The sequence below is a fragment of the Citrobacter sp. Cpo091 genome (assembly GCF_030332645.1).
Classification (GTDB): domain Bacteria; phylum Pseudomonadota; class Gammaproteobacteria; order Enterobacterales; family Enterobacteriaceae; genus Citrobacter; species Citrobacter portucalensis.
Genome location: NZ_JAOWHL010000028.1, coordinates 1,153,140 through 1,170,909, shown reverse-complemented (window position 1 = coordinate 1,170,909; position 17,770 = coordinate 1,153,140). Strand labels below are relative to the sequence as shown.

Sequence of the window (17,770 nt, the reverse complement as noted above, 5' to 3'; positions counted from 1 at the left end):
ATCAATGCAGCAGCTAATTATGCCTTTAAGGAACCGGAGGAATCATGACCAAGTCAGAATTGATTGAAAGACTTGCAACCCAGCAACCTCATATTCCCGCGAAAGCGGTTGAAGATGCAGTTAAAGAGATGCTGGAACATATGGCCTCGACTCTTGCGCAGGGCGAGCGTATTGAAATCCGCGGTTTCGGCAGCTTCTCTTTGCATTACCGCGCACCACGCACCGGACGTAATCCGAAGACCGGCGATAAAGTGGATCTGGAAGGGAAATACGTTCCGCACTTTAAACCAGGTAAAGAACTGCGCGATCGCGCCAATATTTACGGTTAAGTTTTTAGCGAGACTTAACGCCGAGAAAAGCACCCAAATGGGTGCTTTTTTCATTTCTGTCCACCTATCCTGGAATCCTCATCCCAGTTAATTTGTACGTTACAACCATCACTAAATGTCTGCGGAACTCAGGTCGTATAACGATAAATTGATGCCAGACAACCGTCGAAGAGTACTGCACACTCCCTGTAACAGGGAGGTGATTGATGAAAATAACAACGGTGAGTATCTGCGCATTACTCGGCATTCTCCCACTCATGCTATTACCTATGCTGCCAGGCATGTTGTGTATCGGCATTGTATTTTGTCTGGCATGTCTGCTCTGTTTTCTCCCCTACAAATATATGCGTTCCGCCGGACTAACCCTGCTGTTTTTTCTTTGGGGAATCCTGGCCGCGAAAGAGGCTATGTGGGCCGGTAATACGCTGCCTGCGAAAACCCAGCAAGCCATTGTGCGGATAACCGGAACTGACAATATGACAACGCACTACGGCCAGATCACTCACCTTCAGGGGAAACGAATCTTTCCTGCGCAAGGAATCGTCTTGTACGGGCAGTATTTACCCGGTGATGTTTGTGCGGGTCAGACATGGGCGATGACGTTGAAAGTCCGAGCTGTACACGGTCAATTAAACGAAGGCGGATTTGATAGCAAGCGTCACGCATTGGCGCAGCATCAACTGCTGACGGGACGATTCTTGCAGGCTTCGGTAATCACACCACAATGCAGTTTGCGTTCGCGGTATCTCGCCTCGCTGAAAACGGCACTCACCGACTTTCCCTGGCAGCAGGTCATACTGGGTCTGGGAATGGGGGAGCGCTTGTCTGTGTCACAAGAGGTGAAAACGATTATGCGTGATACCGGCACGGCTCATTTGATGGCTATCTCCGGGCTGCATATTGCGTTTGCAGCATTACTGGCCGCAGGATTGATTCGTGCTGGACAGTTTTTTATGCCAACAAGGTGGATTTGCTGGCAGATGCCATTAGTGGGTGGGATTGTCTGCGCCACATTTTATGCCTGGCTGACGGGGCTGCAACCCCCGGCATTACGAACGGTTGTTGCGCTGCTAGTCTGGGGGGCGCTGAGACTTAGCGGCAGGCAGTGGAGTGGATGGTCGGTCTGGATCTGCTGTCTGGCAGCCATCGTGGTGGTGGATCCTGTTGCTGTTCTTTCGCAAAGCCTATGGTTGTCTGCATCCGCCGTTGCGGCACTGCTGTTCTGGTACCAATGGGTACCGCTCCCGGACTGGCCGCTGTCGCGTGCTGGACGTCAATTTCTGGCGCTGGCTCATCTGCAATTGGGTATTACGCTTCTGCTTTTTCCCGTGCAAATCGCAATGTTTCACGGTTTTAGTCTGACCTCGTTTCTGGCTAATTTGTTTGCCGTCCCTTTGGTCACGTTTGTTTCCGTACCCTTGATATTAGCAGGCATGATCATGCATTTAGCCGGGACGGTGATGGTTGAATCAAGCCTGTGGTATCTAGCGGATCGTTCTCTGGCGCTGCTATTTTGGGGGCTCAGAAGTCTGCCTCAAGGGTGGATCAATATTGATGCGCGCTGGCAATGGCTGGCATTTTTACCCGGAATGATGATTATCGCATGGCGACTAAATATCTTGCGTACGCTACCGGTGATCTGTTTCTCTGTGCTCCTTTTGCTGAGTGGGCCGCTTTGGCGTGCACCGCGTACTGATGTGTGGCAAGTGCATATGCTGGATGTCGGGCAGGGGCTGGCGATGGTGATCGCGCGAAATGGGAAAGCGCTGCTTTACGATACCGGTCTGGCATGGCCTGAAGGCGATAGCGCACAACAGCTGATTATTCCCTGGTTGCGTTGGCATAATCTGGAGCCAGAAGGAATTATTTTAAGCCATGAGCACATGGATCACCGCGGCGGGTTGCACTCCTTACAACAAGCCTGGCCGTCGCTATGGGTAAGAAGTTCGCTGAGCTGGAAAGGTCATCTCCCGTGTTTTCGCGGAGAGCATTGGCAATGGCAAGGGTTAACCTTCAGTGCGCACTGGCCTGTGCGTGGAAATACAGACCAGGGGAATAACCACTCCTGCGTGGTTAAGGTCGATGACGGATATCAGAGTATTCTGCTGACCGGCGATATCGAATCTCCTGCTGAACAAAAAATGCTAAGTCACTATTGGCAGCACCTACAGTCGACGGTGATGCAGGTTCCACATCATGGCAGCAATACTTCATCATCACTGGCACTCATTCAGCGGGTTGACGGGCAGGTCGCACTCGCCTCTGCATCCCGTTACAACGCCTGGCGTCTGCCGTCCTGGAAAGTGAAGCAACGTTATCGGCAACAAAATTATCAATGGCTGGATACCCCCCATCAGGGGCAGATTACGCTGGATTTTTATCAAAAAAACTGGCGCATACGCAGCATGCGGGATCAGATTTTACCTCGTTGGTATCATCAGTGGTTTGGCGTGTCGGAGGATAACGGGTAGAATATGCGGCTATTCTAACAAATGCTGGTTTTTTGAATGCATAACGATAAAGATCTCTCTACGTGGCAGACGTTTCGCCGACTATGGCCAACCATAGCGCCTTTTAAATCGGGTCTGATCGTGGCGGGTATAGCGTTAGTCCTTAACGCGGCCAGCGATACCTTCATGTTATCGCTCCTTAAACCATTACTGGATGATGGTTTTGGTAAAACGGATCGCTCGGTGCTGCTGTGGATGCCGCTGGTGGTCATTGGGCTGATGATAGTTCGTGGCTTAACCAGCTATGTCTCCAGCTACTGTATCTCATGGGTGTCAGGCAAAGTGGTCATGACCATGCGCCGCCGCCTGTTTGGCCATATGATGGGCATGCCCGTCTCCTTTTTTGATAAACAGTCTACAGGGACATTGTTATCGCGTATTACCTATGATTCAGAACAGGTTGCGTCATCGTCTTCCGGCGCGCTGATCACCGTGGTGCGTGAAGGGGCCTCAATTATTGGCCTGTTTATCATGATGTTCTATTACAGCTGGCAGCTGTCACTGATCCTGATTGTACTGGCGCCAATTGTGTCAGTGGCAATCCGTGTGGTTTCCAAGCGCTTTCGTAGCATCAGTAAAAACATGCAAAACACCATGGGTCAGGTTACGACCAGTGCGGAGCAGATGCTGAAAGGCCACAAAGAAGTTCTGATTTTTGGTGGTCAGGAAGTTGAAACCAAGCGCTTTGATAAGGTCAGCAACAAGATGCGTTTGCAGGGTATGAAGATGGTTTCCGCTTCTTCTATCTCCGACCCTATCATCCAGCTGATTGCGTCTTTGGCACTGGCCTTCGTGTTATATGCGGCTAGCTTCCCAAGCGTAATGGAAAACCTGACAGCAGGGACAATTACGGTTGTCTTCTCCTCAATGATCGCATTAATGCGTCCGTTGAAATCGCTGACCAACGTCAACGCGCAGTTCCAGCGCGGTATGGCGGCATGCCAGACCTTATTTACGATTCTGGATAGCGAACAGGAGAAAGATGAAGGTAAACGTGTGATCGAGCGTGCTACCGGCGATCTCGAGTTCCGCAACGTGACTTTCACTTATCCGGGACGTGAAGTACCGGCTCTGCGTAACATCAACCTGAATATTCCCGCGGGTAAAACTGTTGCTCTGGTCGGCCGTTCGGGCTCAGGGAAATCCACCATCGCCAGCCTGATTACGCGCTTCTACGATATTGATGAAGGGCAGATTCTGATGGACGGACACGATCTGCGCGAATATACCCTGGCATCACTGCGCGATCAGGTTGCGTTGGTTTCGCAGAATGTGCACTTGTTTAACGATACGGTTGCCAACAACATCGCCTACGCTCGTACCGATATGTACAGCCGTGAGCAGATCGAAAAAGCGGCACAGATGGCCTACGCCATGGATTTCATCAACAAGATGGATAATGGCCTGGATACGGTGATTGGTGAAAACGGCGTCCTGCTTTCCGGCGGACAACGTCAGCGTATCGCTATCGCCCGTGCCTTGTTGCGTGACAGCCCAATTCTGATCCTTGATGAAGCAACATCGGCTCTTGATACTGAATCTGAACGCGCGATTCAGTCTGCGCTGGATGAGCTACAGAAAAACCGTACTTCTCTGGTCATTGCTCACCGTCTTTCAACCATTGAACAAGCCGACGAAATCATCGTGGTGGAGGATGGTCTGATTGTCGAACGCGGAACCCATAGCGAGCTGATTGAGCAGCGCGGGGTGTATGCGCAATTACACAAAATGCAATTTGGTCAATGATCGCACGTATCTGGTCTGGTGAATCGCCGCTGTGGCGATTGTTACTTCCACTCTCCTGGCTGTATGGCCTGGTGAGTGGCGCGATCCGCTTATGCTACAAGTTGGGGCTTAAACGCGCATGGCGCGCGCCAGTCCCGGTAGTGGTGGTCGGAAACCTTACCGCGGGCGGAAACGGTAAAACGCCGGTGGTGATTTGGTTGGTTGAACAACTGCGACAACGCGGGATTCGCGTGGGTGTGGTGTCGCGTGGTTATGGCGGGAAAGCGACTGCTTACCCGCTGTTGCTAACCGCTGATACTACTACCGCAGAAGCGGGCGATGAACCTGTGCTGATCGCCCAACGTACCGGCGTGCCGGTAGCGGTATCCCCGGTAAGATCGGATGCGGTAAAAGCCATTTTGGCCCAACACGACGTGCAGATTATTGTGACGGACGATGGACTACAGCACTATCGTCTGGCGCGAGATGTTGAAATCGTAGTCATTGACGGCGAACGTCGGTTTGGCAACGGCTGGTGGCTTCCCGCTGGTCCAATGCGGGAACGCGCAGGTCGCCTTAAATCGGTGGATGCAACTATTGTTAACGGTGGCGTTGCGCAACCAGGGGAAATCCCTATGCGACTTGAACCGGGGCTGGCCGTTAATTTACGTACAGGTGAACGCCGTGATGTGGCGCAATTGTCCAATATTGTCGCCATGGCGGGCATTGGTCATCCACCGCGTTTTTTTGCCACGCTGAAAGCATGTGGTGCCAGCGTGCAAAAAAGCATTGCGCTGGCAGACCATCAGTCTCTGACCTACAGTGACGTCAGTGCGTTTGTAGACGCCGGGCAAACGCTGGTCATGACGGAAAAAGATGCGGTTAAGTGCCGGGCATTTGCCGATGAAAACTGGTGGTATTTACCCGTTGATGCACATTTGTCAGGCGATCGGCCTGATGTATTGCTGAATAGCTTAATCTCGCTGACTCGCTAACTGATTCACGCTGCGGCAGCGAATCAATTATGAGGCCATAAATGTCGTTGCCGCGCCTTTCTCTGACGGATGCCCGTCATCTTCACCTTGCTGCTCAAGGTCTGCTGAAAAAAACACGCCGCCGGGCAACCCCGGCAGATATTCTCGCGACCATTTCGCGCATGTCGTTACTGCAAATCGACACCATCAATATTGTGGCGCGCAGTCCTTACCTGGTGCTGTTTAGTCGTTTAGGCGATTATTCCCCCCAATGGCTGGACGACTCGTTACAGCAGGGCGAACTGATGGAATACTGGGCGCACGAGGCCTGTTTTTTGCCGCGCAGCGATTTTATGCTGATACGTCACCGCATGCTGGCCCCGGAGAATATGGGCTGGAAATATAAAGCGGCGTGGATGAAAGAACATGCGCATGAGATTGAGCAACTGCTCCAGCACATCCAGCATAACGGGCCGGTACGCTCAGCTGATTTTGAGCATCCACGCAAAGGGACCAGCGGCTGGTGGGAATGGAAACCGCAGAAGCGTCATCTTGAAGGGTTGTTCACCGCCGGGAAAGTGATGGTCGTGGAACGGCGTAATTTCCAGCGAGTGTATGATTTAACCCATCGCGTCATGCCGCACTGGGACGATGAACGCGACCCACTTTCGCAGGAAGATGCGGAAAGTGTCATGCTGGATAACAGCGCCCGCAGTCTGGGGATTTTCCGCGAACAATGGCTGGCAGACTACTACCGCCTGAAGCGCCCGGCGCTAAAAAACTGGTGCAACGAACGGGCGGAACAGCGGCAGATTATTCCTGTCGACGTTGAGGGGCTGGGAACTTTGTGGCTGCATAGCCACCTTCAGCCGCTGCTTGAACAGGCGCTGGCGGGCAAATTAACGGCGACCCACAGTGCAGTATTATCACCTTTTGATCCGGTGGTCTGGGATCGTAAACGGGCAGAGCAGCTATTCGATTTTAGCTACCGGCTGGAGTGTTATACGCCAGCACCGAAACGTCAGTATGGTTATTTTGTCTTGCCGTTGCTGCATCGTGGACAGTTGGTTGGGCGGATGGATGCCAAAATGCACCGCAAAACAGGTGTGCTGGACGTTATTTCGCTGTGGTTACAGGATGGGGTTAAGCCTGGAGTGACGTTGCAAAAAGGATTGTTTCAGGCGATTGACGATTTTGCCCGCTGGCAACAGGCAACACGCGTGACGCTGGGACGTTATCCTGAAGGTTTATTTGCTGATGCACGCCATGGTTGGGAAATAGACCCAGCCCTTTAAGCGATTATGTTAATATTTACGGATTCACAATCCGGTCCATCTGGAGGAACTATGGATCATCGTCTGCTTGAAATCATTGCCTGCCCGGTATGCAATGGCAAACTCTGGTTTAACCAGGAAAAACAGGAACTGATTTGTAAACTGGATAACCTTGCTTTCCCACTGCGTGATGGCATTCCCGTGTTACTGGAAACCGAAGCCCGCGTTCTGACTGCTGATGAGAGTAAATCATGAGTTTTGTGGTCATTATTCCTGCGCGCTATGCGTCCACACGTCTGCCGGGTAAGCCGTTGCTGGATATCAACGGTAAACCGATGATCGTGCATGTACTGGAGCGTGCGCGTGAATCTGGCGCTGAACGTATCATCGTTGCTACCGATCACGAGGATGTCGCTCGCGCGGTAGAAGCGGTGGGTGGCGAAGTGTGCATGACTCGCGCCGATCACCAGTCTGGTACGGAGCGCCTGGCGGAAGTCGTTGAGAAATGTGGTTTTAGCGATGATACCGTTATTGTGAACGTACAGGGTGATGAGCCGATGATTCCTGCGGTCATTATTCGCCAGGTGGCTGAGAATCTGGCGCAACGTCAGGTCGGTATGGCGACTCTTGCGGCTCCGATTCACAGTGCGGAAGAGGCATTTAATCCGAATGCGGTAAAAGTCGTGTTGGACGCTGAAGGATATGCTCTCTATTTTTCACGCGCGACCATCCCATGGGATCGCGATCGTTTCGCCAAAAGTCTGGAAACGGTGGGGGACACCTTCCTGCGCCATCTGGGCATTTACGGCTATCGCGCCGGTTTTATTCGCCGCTATGTTAACTGGCAGCCTAGCCCGCTTGAGCATATCGAAATGCTGGAGCAGCTGCGAGTGCTGTGGTACGGCGAAAAAATTCACGTTGCCGTCGCAAAAGAAGTCCCGGGTACCGGCGTAGACACTGCCGAAGATCTTGAGCGCGTTCGCGCCGAAATGCATTAGTTTTTCTCACGGCACTCCCCCCATATTGAGGCGTATTTTTGGGAGGAGTGTCGTATCGTTGCGCTTTCCCTCCACTTTTCTTTTCATCAATTGATCTCATCCGGGTGACATCTGTCTGCACGACGCTCATTATGAAAGCAGTAGCATTTATGAGGGCAATCTGAAATGGAACAGTTGCGTGCCGAACTCAGCCACCTGCTGGGCGAAAAACTCAGTCGCATAGAATGCGTGAATGAAAAAGTGGATACGGCCCTGTGGTCACTGTACGACAGCCAGGGAAATCCGATGCCGCTGATGGCGAGAAGTTTCACCACGCCAGGTATGGCGCAGCAGCTGGCATGGAAAACCTCCATGTTGGCGCGCAGTGGTACGGTGCGAATGCCCGTCATTTACGGGGTCTTAACCCACGAAGAGCATCCCGGTCCTGATGTGCTACTGCTTGAGCGTTTACGCGGTGTGCCGGTGGAAGCGCCAGCCCGAACGCCCGAACGCTGGGAACATTTAAAAGATCAGATCGTAGAAGGTCTGCTGTCATGGCATCGGCAGGATAGCCGTGGCTGCGTGGGAATGGTGGATAACACGCAAGAGAATATCTGGCCATCCTGGTATCGTCAGCGTGTTGAAGTGTTGTGGACCACGTTAAATCAGTTCAACAATACCGGGCTGACGATGCAGGATAAGCGGATCCTGTTTCGTACCCGTGAGTGTTTGCCCGCTTTATTTGAAGGATTCAATGATAACTGCGTGCTGATCCACGGTAATTTTAGTTTACGTAGCATGCTCAAAGACGCCCGTAGCGATCAGCTTCTGGCGATGGTCGGACCGGGTTTGATGCTGTGGGCGCCCAGAGAGTATGAATTGTTCCGTTTAATGGATAATGCACTGGCGGAAAGTCTGCTTTGGCAATACCTGCAACGCGCGCCCGTGGCGGAGTCCTTCATCTGGCGGCGCTGGCTGTATGTGTTATGGGATGAGGTGGCGCAACTGGTCAACACCGGACGTTTTAACCGCTCCAACTTTGACCTGGCCACGAAATCACTGCTGCCGTGGCTCGCCTGATGAACATGTGAACGCCTTACCCGGCCTACAATTCTGCGCTGAACACGTAGGTCTGATAAGACGCGTTAGTGTCGCCATCAGGCAACATTCCTGTCAATGCTCCGATCCTTTTAGCCACTGCCAGATACGCCCCAACGTTTCGTAACCAGCACGATCGCTATGCATCAACCAGACGGGAGAGGGGATCGCGCGCTCCCACGGATTAAGCGGTGAGTCAATCGCTAACTGGTTGGCTGGCGCGGGCAACGGATGTAGTCCGGCCTGTTGGAAGAAAATCATTGCTCGCGGTAAGTGCGATGCGGAGGTCACCAGCAGGAACGGCGCGCTGCCGATGGCCTGCTTAACCGCTGTGGCTTCTTCTTCGGTGTCTTTAGGTTTATCCAGCGTGATGATATCACCGGGCGGCACACCCAGTGACTGCGCTACGCGGGCGCCCGCTTCTGCAGTACTGACGTTATTGCTCTTTGCCGCAGCACCGGTAAAGATAAGCTTCGATCCCGGGTTAGCACGCCAGAGGCGAATACCTTCATTCAGACGCGGAAGACTGTTGCTGATCAGGTTTGAACTCGGCGCCCACTGTGGATTCCAGGTATACCCTCCGCCCAGCACCACAATGTATTCCACTTTTTGTGTATCCTGCCAGGTTGGATAGCTATCCTCAATCGGTTTCAGCAGACTGTCGGCGACGGGCTGCAAGCTTAGAAGTAACAGTGCCAGCCAACTCAGGCTAATGCACACTTTCCCTGTTTTTTGAAAGCGGCTAAACCAGAGCAGCGCCAGGCCTATACCCATGATAATGAGCATTAGCGGAAGTGGCAGCATCATACCGCCAATCACTTTCTTCAGCGTAAAAAGCATCCTTTTTGGTTCCTTTTTTAACCATACAGCAGGGGATCAGCAGGGATATTACACCAGGAAGGTTCATTCTCGGCGTGGGTGTGACAAAATAGCGGTTTTACTTAGTCACCCTAAAGCCAGCATGTGGAGAGCCCGATGCGGGATCGCAATTTTGATGACATTGCAGAGAAGTTTTCCCGTAACATTTACGGCACCACCAAAGGTCAGCTTCGTCAGACGATCCTCTGGCAGGATCTGGACAAACTTCTTGCCGACTACGCGGGCCAAACGTTGCGTGTGCTTGATGCGGGTGGCGGAGAAGGACAGACAGCCATTCTGATGGCGCAGCGGGGCCATCACGTCACCTTGTGCGATCTTTCTGCTGAGATGGTGGCGCGAGCGCAACGGGCGGCAGAAGAGCAAGGTGTGAGCGACAACATGCATTTTATACATTGTGCCGCTCAGGACATCCCACAGCATTTGGATTCTCAGGTTGATCTGATATTGTTTCATGCTGTGCTGGAATGGGTAGCCGATCCGCAAGCCGTCTTAAAAACATTGTGGTCGATGTTACGCCCGGGCGGTGCTTTATCGCTGATGTTCTACAATGCAAACGGTCTGTTGATGCGTAATGTGTTGGTCGGTAATTTCGGCTATGTACAGCAGGGAATGTATAAAAAGAAACGGCGCACGTTGTCTCCCGATTTTCCGCGCGACCCTCAGCAGGTCTATGGCTGGCTGGAGGAGATTGGCTGGGAGATAACCGGTAAAACGGGCGTGAGGGTGTTTCATGATTATCTGCGTGATAAACAAAAACAGCATGACTGTTTTGATGCTTTAACAGAAATAGAAACACGTTATTGCCGCCAGGAACCGTATATCAGCCTTGGGCGCTATATTCATGTCACCGCGATTAAACGTCCGGCCCGAGCCGCAGATGCAAGGATAACCTATGAGTGAATTTTCCCAGACAGTCCCCGAACTGGTTGCCTGGGCCAGAAAAAATGACTTCTCCATCTCTCTGCCGGTAGACAGACTTTCGTTCCTGCTGGCTGTTGCCACACTAAACGGTGAGCGACTTGACGGTGAGATGAGTGAAGGTGAACTGGTGGATGCGTTCCGCCATGTGAGTGATGCGTTTGAGCAAACCAGCGAAACCATCGGCGTCCGCGCCAACAACGCGATCAACGATATGGTGCGTCAACGTCTGCTGAACCGCTTTACCAGCGAGCAGGCTGAAGGCAATGCCATTTACCGTTTAACGCCGCTCGGGATTGGCATCACAGATTACTATATTCGTCAGCGCGAATTCTCTACGCTGCGTCTTTCTATGCAGCTGTCAATTGTGGCAGGCGAACTGAAGCGCGCGGCGGATGCGGCAGCGGAAGGTGGTGATGAGTTCCACTGGCATCGCAACGTCTATGCGCCATTGAAATACTCGGTGGCGGAGATTTTCGACAGTATCGATCTGACCCAGCGCATCATGGATGAACAGCAGCAGCAGGTAAAAGACGACATCGCACAGTTGCTAAACAAAGACTGGCGGGCGGCGATTTCCAGCTGTGAAATGCTGCTGTCTGAAACATCTGGTACGCTGCGTGAGCTGCAAGATACGCTGGAAGCGGCAGGGGATAAGCTGCAGGCTAACCTGTTACGCATCCAGGACGCCACGATGACGCATGACGATTTGCATTTTGTCGATCGGCTGGTGTTTGATTTACAAAGCAAGCTCGACCGCATTATTAGCTGGGGCCAGCAGTCAATTGACTTGTGGATCGGCTACGATCGTCACGTGCATAAATTTATCCGTACCGCGATCGACATGGATAAAAACCGCGTCTTCGCCCAGCGTCTGCGTCAGTCCGTGCAGACCTACTTTGACGACCCATGGGCGCTGACCTATGCCAACGCCGATCGTCTGCTGGATATGCGTGACGAGGAGATGGTGCTGCGTGACGAAGAGGTCACCGGTGAACTTCCGGAAGACCTGGAATATGAAGAATTTAACGAGATCCGTGAGCAGCTGGCGGCGATCATCGAAGAACAGCTGGCTATCTACAAATCCAGACAAACACCACTGGATCTCGGCTTGGTAGTGCGCGAGTATCTGGCGCAATACCCACGTGCGCGTCATTTCGACGTCGCGCGTATTGTTATCGATCAGGCGGTACGCCTTGGCGTAGCGCAAGCAGACTTCACCGGACTGCCAGCCAAATGGCAGCCGATTAATGATTACGGAGCCAAGGTACAGGCGCATGTCATTGACAAATATTGAACAAGTGATGCCGGTAAAGCTGGCGCAGGCGCTGGCGAATCCGTTATTTCCGGCACTGGATAGTGCCTTACGTTCGGGCCGCCATATCGGTCTGGATGAACTGGATAATCATGCCTTCCTGATGGATTTTCAGGAATATTTTGAAGAGTTTTACAGCCGCTATAACGTGGAATTGATCCGTGCGCCGGAAGGGTTCTTCTACCTTCGTCCGCGTTCAACGACGCTCATTCCGCGTTCGGTCCTGTCTGAACTGGACATGATGGTGGGTAAAATTCTTTGCTATCTCTATCTCAGCCCGGAACGCCTGGCGAACGAAGGGATTTTTACCCAGCAAGAGCTGTACGACGAGCTGCTAACGCTGGCAGATGAAGCGAAGTTACTGAAGCTGGTGAACAACCGTTCAACCGGTTCTGACGTTGACCGCCAGAAGCTACAGGAAAAAGTGCGTTCTTCGCTCAACCGCTTGCGCCGCTTAGGCATGGTGTGGTTTCTGGGCCACGACAGCAGCAAATTCCGTATTACGGAATCTGTCTTCCGCTTTGGTGCGGATGTGCGTAGCGGTGACGATCCGCGTGAAGCACAGCGTCGCTTAATTCGTGATGGTGAAGCGATGGCGGTCGAGAACCGTCTGCAGCTCAACGATGAGCCCGAAGAGAATCAGCCGGACAGTGGAGAAGAAGAATAATGATTGAACGCGGTAAATTTCGCTCACTTACGCTGATTAACTGGAATGGTTTTTTTGCCCGTACGTTTGATCTCGATGAGCTGGTCACCACGCTGTCCGGTGGTAACGGTGCGGGTAAATCCACCACCATGGCGGCATTTGTTACGGCGCTCATTCCGGACTTAACCCTGCTGCATTTCCGTAACACCACCGAAGCCGGTGCAACCAGCGGTTCACGTGATAAAGGCCTGCACGGTAAGCTGAAAGCAGGGGTTTGTTATTCAATGCTCGACGTCCTTAATTCGCGTCATCAGCGCGTGGTCGTGGGTGTGCGTCTGCAACAGGTTGCTGGTCGCGATCGCAAAGTGGATATCAAACCGTTTGCCATTCAGGGGCTGCCGATGTCGGTACAGCCAACCCAACTGGTGACGGAAACGCTGAACGAACGCCAGGCGCGCGTACTGTCTCTACCTGAGCTGAAAGAGAAGCTTGATGAGATGGAAGGCGTGCAGTTTAAGCAGTTCAACTCAATAACCGATTATCACTCATTGATGTTCGATCTGGGCATCATTGCCCGTCGTCTGCGCTCTGCGTCCGATCGTAGTAAATTCTACCGTCTGATTGAAGCCTCGCTGTACGGCGGGATCTCCAGCGCCATTACCCGTTCACTGCGTGACTACCTGCTGCCGGAAAACAGCGGCGTACGTAAAGCGTTCCAGGATATGGAAGCCGCGCTGCGTGAAAACCGTATGACGCTGGAAGCGATTCGCGTAACGCAGTCTGACCGCGACCTGTTTAAGCATTTAATCAGTGAAGCGACCAACTATGTGGCCGCAGATTATATGCGCCACGCCAATGAACGTCGTATCCATCTGGATAAAGCACTGGAATATCGTCGTGAACTGTATACCTCTCGCAAGCAGCTGGCGGCAGAGCAGTACAAACACGTGGATATGGCGCGTGAACTGGGTGAGCACAACGGTGCGGAAGGCGATCTGGAAGCTGATTACCAGGCCGCGAGCGATCACCTGAATCTGGTGCAAACCGCGCTGCGTCAGCAGGAAAAAATTGAACGCTACGAGGCGGATCTCGAAGAATTGCAGGTCCGTCTTGAAGAACAAAACGAGGTGGTCGCGGAAGCCGTTGACCGCCAGGATGAAAACGAAGCCCGCGCAGAAGCCGCTGAGCTGGAAGTGGATGAGCTGAAAAGCCAGCTTGCCGATTACCAGCAAGCGCTGGACGTCCAGCAAACGCGAGCCATCCAGTATACCCAGGCGATCCAGGCCCTAAACCGGGCGAAAGAACTCTGCCACTTACCGGACCTGACAGCCGACAGCGCCGCCGAATGGCTGGAGACTTTCCAGGCCAAAGAGCAGGAAGCCACTGAAAAGCTGCTGACGCTAGAACAAAAAATGAGCGTGGCGCAAACCGCGCATAGCCAGTTCGAACAGGCTTATCAGTTGGTGGCGGCTATCAACGGCCCGCTGGCGCGCGGTGAAGCCTGGAGCGTGGCGCGTGAACTGCTGCGCGAAGGCGTGGAACAGCGCCACCTGGCAGAACAGGTTCAGCCGTTGCGTATGCGACTGAGCGAACTGGAGCAGCGTCTGCGCGAACAGCAGGATGCCGAGCGTCTGCTGGCCGAATTCTGCAAGCGTCAGGGTAAACAGTTCGATATCGATGAGCTGGAAGCGCTGCACCAGGAGCTGGAAGCGCGCATCGCCGCCTTGTCGGACAGCGTCTCGTCTGCCAGCGAACAGCGTATGACACTGCGTCAGGAGCAGGAACAACTGCAATCCCGTATTCAGCATTTGATGAAGCGGGCACCTGTCTGGCTGGCTGCGCAAAATAGCCTGAATCAGCTTAGCGAGCAGTGTGGCGAAGAGTTTACCTCCAGCCAGGACGTGACCGAGTATCTGCAACAATTGCTGAAGCGCGAGCGTGAGGCCATTGTTGAGCGTGATGAAGTCGGTGCACGTAAAAATGCCGTTGATGAAGAGATTGAACGTTTAAGTCAGCCGGGCGGGGCGGAAGATCAGCGTCTGAACGCGCTGGCGGAACGCTTTGGCGGCGTACTGCTGTCAGAAATTTATGATGACGTTAGCCTTGAAGATGCACCGTACTTCTCTGCGCTATACGGTCCTTCGCGTCATGCCATTGTGGTACCGGATCTGTCGCTGATTACCGAACAGCTTGAAGGGCTGATGGATTGCCCGGAAGATCTCTATTTCATCGAAGGGGATCCGCAGTCGTTTGATGACAGCGTCTTCAGCGTTGATGAACTGGAAAATGCGGTGGTGGTGAAAACTGCCGAGCGTCAGTGGCGTTATTCTCGCTTCCCGACGGTGCCTATTTTTGGGCGTGCAGCACGTGAAAGCCGTATCGAAACCCTGCATGCCGAGCGTGAAGGGCTGTCTGAACGTTTCGCCACGCTCTCCTTTGACGTCCAGAAAACCCAACGTCTGCATCAGGCGTTCAGTCGCTTTATCGGCAGCCATCTGTCGGTGGCGTTTGAAGCCGATCCAGAAGCGGAAATTCGCCAACTGAATAGCCGTCGCGTTGAACTGGAACGTGCGCTGACCAATCATGAAAATGATAACCAGCAAAGCCGTATGCAGTTTGAACAGGCGAAAGAGGGCGTCTCTGCGCTGAACCGCCTGCTGCCGCGCTTGAATCTGCTGGCAGATGATACGCTAGCCGATCGCGTAGACGAAATTCGCGAGCGTCTGGATGAAGCTCAGGAAGCCGCGCGTTTTGTACAGCAACATGGCAATCAGTTGGCGAAACTGGAACCTATCGTTTCGGTTCTGCAAAATGACCCTGAGCAGTTTGAACAGCTGAAGGAAGACTATGCGTATTCCCAGCAGATGCAGCGCGATGCGCGTCAGCAGGCTTTTGCGCTGACCGAAGTCGTACAGCGTCGGGCGCACTTTAGTTATTCCGACTCAGCCGAAATGCTGAGCGGCAATAGCGATCTGAACGAAAAATTGCGTGAACGCCTGGAACAGGCGGAAGCCGAACGTACCCGCGCTCGTGAAGCGCTGCGCAGCCACGCCGCACAGTTAAGCCAGTACAACCAGGTCATGGCATCGCTGAAAAGCTCTTATGACACCAAAAAAGAGCTGCTTAACGATTTACAACGTGAACTGCAGGATATCGGCGTTCGTGCGGACAGCGGTGCCGAAGAGCGCGCGCGTATTCGCCGTGACGAACTGCATGCGCAGCTCAGCAACAACCGTGCACGCCGCAACCAACTTGAGAAAGCACTGACCTTCTGCGAAGCGGAGATGGAAAACCTGACCCGCAGACTGCGCAAGCTGGAACGTGATTATCATGAAATGCGCGAGCAGGTAGTCACCGCCAAAGCCGGCTGGTGTGCAGTCATGCGGATGGTGAAAGATAACGGTGTGGAACGTCGTCTGCACCGCCGCGAGTTGGCCTATCTTTCCGGTGACGAACTGCGTTCCATGTCGGATAAGGCGCTCGGTGCGCTACGTCTGGCGGTTGCAGATAACGAGCACCTGCGCGATGTGTTGCGTCTGTCTGAAGATCCAAAACGTCCAGAGCGCAAAATTCAGTTCTTCGTCGCGGTTTACCAGCATCTGCGTGAACGTATTCGCCAGGATATTATTCGTACCGATGATCCGGTTGAAGCCATTGAACAGATGGAGATTGAGCTGAGCCGTCTGACGGAAGAGTTAACCTCACGCGAACAGAAGCTGGCGATCAGCTCACGCAGCGTGGCGAACATTATTCGTAAGACCATTCAGCGTGAACAGAACCGTATTCGCATGCTGAACCAGGGGTTGCAAAGCGTGTCGTTTGGCCAGGTCAACAGCGTTCGCCTGAACGTCAATGTGCGTGAAACACATGCTACCTTGCTGGACGTACTTTCAGAGCAGCATGAACAGCATCAGGATTTGTTTAACAGCAATCGCCTGACCTTCTCAGAAGCGCTGGCGAAGCTGTATCAGCGTCTGAATCCGCAGATAGACATGGGGCAACGCACGCCACAAACCATTGGTGAAGAGCTGCTGGATTACCGTAACTATCTGGAAATGGAAGTTGAGGTTAACCGTGGCTCTGACGGCTGGCTGCGTGCTGAGTCTGGTGCGTTGTCAACGGGTGAAGCGATCGGGACCGGGATGTCTATTCTGGTGATGGTGGTGCAAAGCTGGGAAGATGAAGGCCGCAGATTGCGCGGGAAAGATATCTCTCCTTGCCGCCTGCTGTTCCTTGATGAAGCTGCACGACTCGATGCGCGTTCTATTGCGACCTTGTTTGAGCTGTGTGAGCGTTTGCAGATGCAGCTGATTATCGCTGCGCCGGAAAACATCAGCCCAGAGAAAGGCACCACCTACAAACTGGTGCGTAAAGTCTTCCAGAACACCGAACACGTTCACGTGGTGGGGCTGCGCGGATTTGCGCCTCAGTTACCGGAACCGCTGCCGGGGACTGAAGATGCCTCCTCGCAGGCAAGCTAAGCAAAAAGGCGGCTACATGGCTAATGCTCATCAGTTAAGCATGTATGATGAACATGTGATTCTTGCTCAGGGTTCCGTTCACCTCAGTGGTGTCATTTCTCTGAAGCGCAGATACCTGTGAACGTGCAAGGGAGGCTCACCGCCACCTCCCTTGCAACCCAGGCTCCCGGCGGGAAAATCGTCGCTGCGCGAGTTATTCGTCTTATGCCGTCTGCCTGTCGGGTCGGGGCCGAGCCTGCATCCATGCAGGCCATCCCCTCTGCCCGCATCCCTGCGGGCAGTCCCGGGCAGACGTCAACGCCTCATCGATTTTCAGCCGGACAGGGGTCATCGCTTCAATGCCCTGACTTTCAGTAAAAGCTGTTTTGCTGTTTAAACAAAAACGCAGATGGTCAGGTGTGGGCTGGTCCGGCTGAAAATTGCCGACGTGTTTCCGTAAGGCCGGGAGAGCCAGCATGGATGCTGGCTCAGGGCGCGCTTTGCAGGGACGCTTCCTCGCGCCCGGCCCGGTAGCCAGGAGGAATAAGCGGAGGGTATTGCGTAGCAACAATTTTCCCGCCGGGAGCCGGGATTGTAAAGGGCGTGGCGGAGAACGCCCTTTACACGTTCACGGGAATCCGTGTTTCAGAGAAACAATGAGCATG

The 17,770-nt window shown here is 53.3% G+C and carries 13 protein-coding genes; 12 read left to right on the top strand and 1 reads right to left on the bottom strand.

Going from position 1 to position 17,770, the window contains the following annotated elements:
- The first annotated feature begins 44 nt into the window (after window positions 1–44).
- The 8 genes from ihfB to OGY04_RS09115 all read left to right on the top strand — a co-directional run bounded on the left by ihfB (window position 45) and on the right by OGY04_RS09115 (window position 8,869).
- Window positions 45–329 (top strand): integration host factor subunit beta, encoded by a 285-nt coding sequence (gene ihfB / locus OGY04_RS09150; protein ID WP_003035780.1) that lies wholly within the window; start codon window positions 45–47, stop codon window positions 327–329.
- A 206-nt stretch (window positions 330–535) separates the two neighbouring features.
- Window positions 536–2,800, top strand: coding sequence for a ComEC family protein (locus OGY04_RS09145; RefSeq protein ID WP_286585145.1), 2,265 nt, complete (start codon window positions 536–538; stop codon window positions 2,798–2,800).
- A 36-nt stretch (window positions 2,801–2,836) separates the two neighbouring features.
- Window positions 2,837–4,585 (top strand): lipid A ABC transporter ATP-binding protein/permease MsbA, encoded by a 1,749-nt coding sequence (gene msbA, locus OGY04_RS09140; protein WP_048214571.1) that lies wholly within the window; start codon window positions 2,837–2,839, stop codon window positions 4,583–4,585.
- Window positions 4,582–5,559, top strand: a complete 978-nt coding sequence (gene lpxK, locus OGY04_RS09135; RefSeq protein WP_032942888.1) for a tetraacyldisaccharide 4'-kinase — start codon at window positions 4,582–4,584, stop codon at window positions 5,557–5,559. The genes msbA and lpxK overlap by 4 nt, the downstream gene beginning before the upstream one ends.
- A 41-nt stretch (window positions 5,560–5,600) precedes the next feature.
- Window positions 5,601–6,833 (top strand): winged helix-turn-helix domain-containing protein, encoded by a 1,233-nt coding sequence (locus OGY04_RS09130; protein WP_071444994.1) that lies wholly within the window; start codon window positions 5,601–5,603, stop codon window positions 6,831–6,833.
- 51 nt (window positions 6,834–6,884) lie between these two features.
- Window positions 6,885–7,067 carry a protein YcaR gene (ycaR, locus tag OGY04_RS09125; protein WP_003035793.1) on the top strand — a complete coding sequence of 61 codons (183 nt, stop codon included), beginning with the start codon at window positions 6,885–6,887 and terminating at the stop codon, window positions 7,065–7,067.
- Window positions 7,064–7,810: a 3-deoxy-manno-octulosonate cytidylyltransferase gene (kdsB, locus tag OGY04_RS09120; RefSeq protein WP_003831932.1), complete on the top strand. Its 747-nt coding sequence runs from the start codon at window positions 7,064–7,066 to the stop codon at window positions 7,808–7,810. The genes ycaR and kdsB overlap by 4 nt, the downstream gene beginning before the upstream one ends.
- A 165-nt stretch (window positions 7,811–7,975) precedes the next feature.
- Window positions 7,976–8,869: a YcbJ family phosphotransferase gene (locus tag OGY04_RS09115; RefSeq protein ID WP_003831934.1), complete on the top strand. Its 894-nt coding sequence runs from the start codon at window positions 7,976–7,978 to the stop codon at window positions 8,867–8,869.
- A gap of 93 nt (window positions 8,870–8,962) precedes the next feature.
- On the opposite strand, the gene elyC is transcribed toward OGY04_RS09115, so the two are convergent.
- Window positions 8,963–9,727, bottom strand: coding sequence for an envelope biogenesis factor ElyC (gene elyC, locus OGY04_RS09110; protein WP_057067095.1), 765 nt, complete (start codon window positions 9,725–9,727; stop codon window positions 8,963–8,965).
- Window positions 9,728–9,862: 135 nt separating this feature from the next.
- Here elyC and cmoM point away from each other — a divergent pair, with 135 nt between their 5' ends.
- The 4 genes from cmoM to mukB are packed head-to-tail and all read left to right on the top strand — an operon-like array spanning window position 9,863 to window position 17,126.
- The gene (cmoM, locus tag OGY04_RS09105; RefSeq protein WP_003035803.1) at window positions 9,863–10,666 is read left to right on the top strand and encodes a tRNA uridine 5-oxyacetic acid(34) methyltransferase CmoM; all 804 of its coding nucleotides are present in this window, start codon (window positions 9,863–9,865) and stop codon (window positions 10,664–10,666) included.
- The gene (mukF, locus tag OGY04_RS09100) at window positions 10,659–11,981 is read left to right on the top strand and encodes a chromosome partition protein MukF (RefSeq protein ID WP_003831939.1); all 1,323 of its coding nucleotides are present in this window, start codon (window positions 10,659–10,661) and stop codon (window positions 11,979–11,981) included. The genes cmoM and mukF overlap by 8 nt, the downstream gene beginning before the upstream one ends.
- On the top strand, window positions 11,962–12,666 hold the full coding sequence (gene mukE, locus OGY04_RS09095; protein ID WP_003035809.1) for a chromosome partition protein MukE: 705 nt from the start codon (window positions 11,962–11,964) through the stop codon (window positions 12,664–12,666). Before mukF ends, mukE begins: the two co-directional genes overlap by 20 nt.
- A complete protein-coding gene (gene mukB / locus OGY04_RS09090; protein WP_286585143.1) occupies window positions 12,666–17,126 on the top strand; it encodes a chromosome partition protein MukB in 4,461 nt (1,486 codons plus the stop codon). Before mukE ends, mukB begins: the two co-directional genes overlap by 1 nt.
- Window positions 17,127–17,770 lie beyond the last annotated feature (644 nt).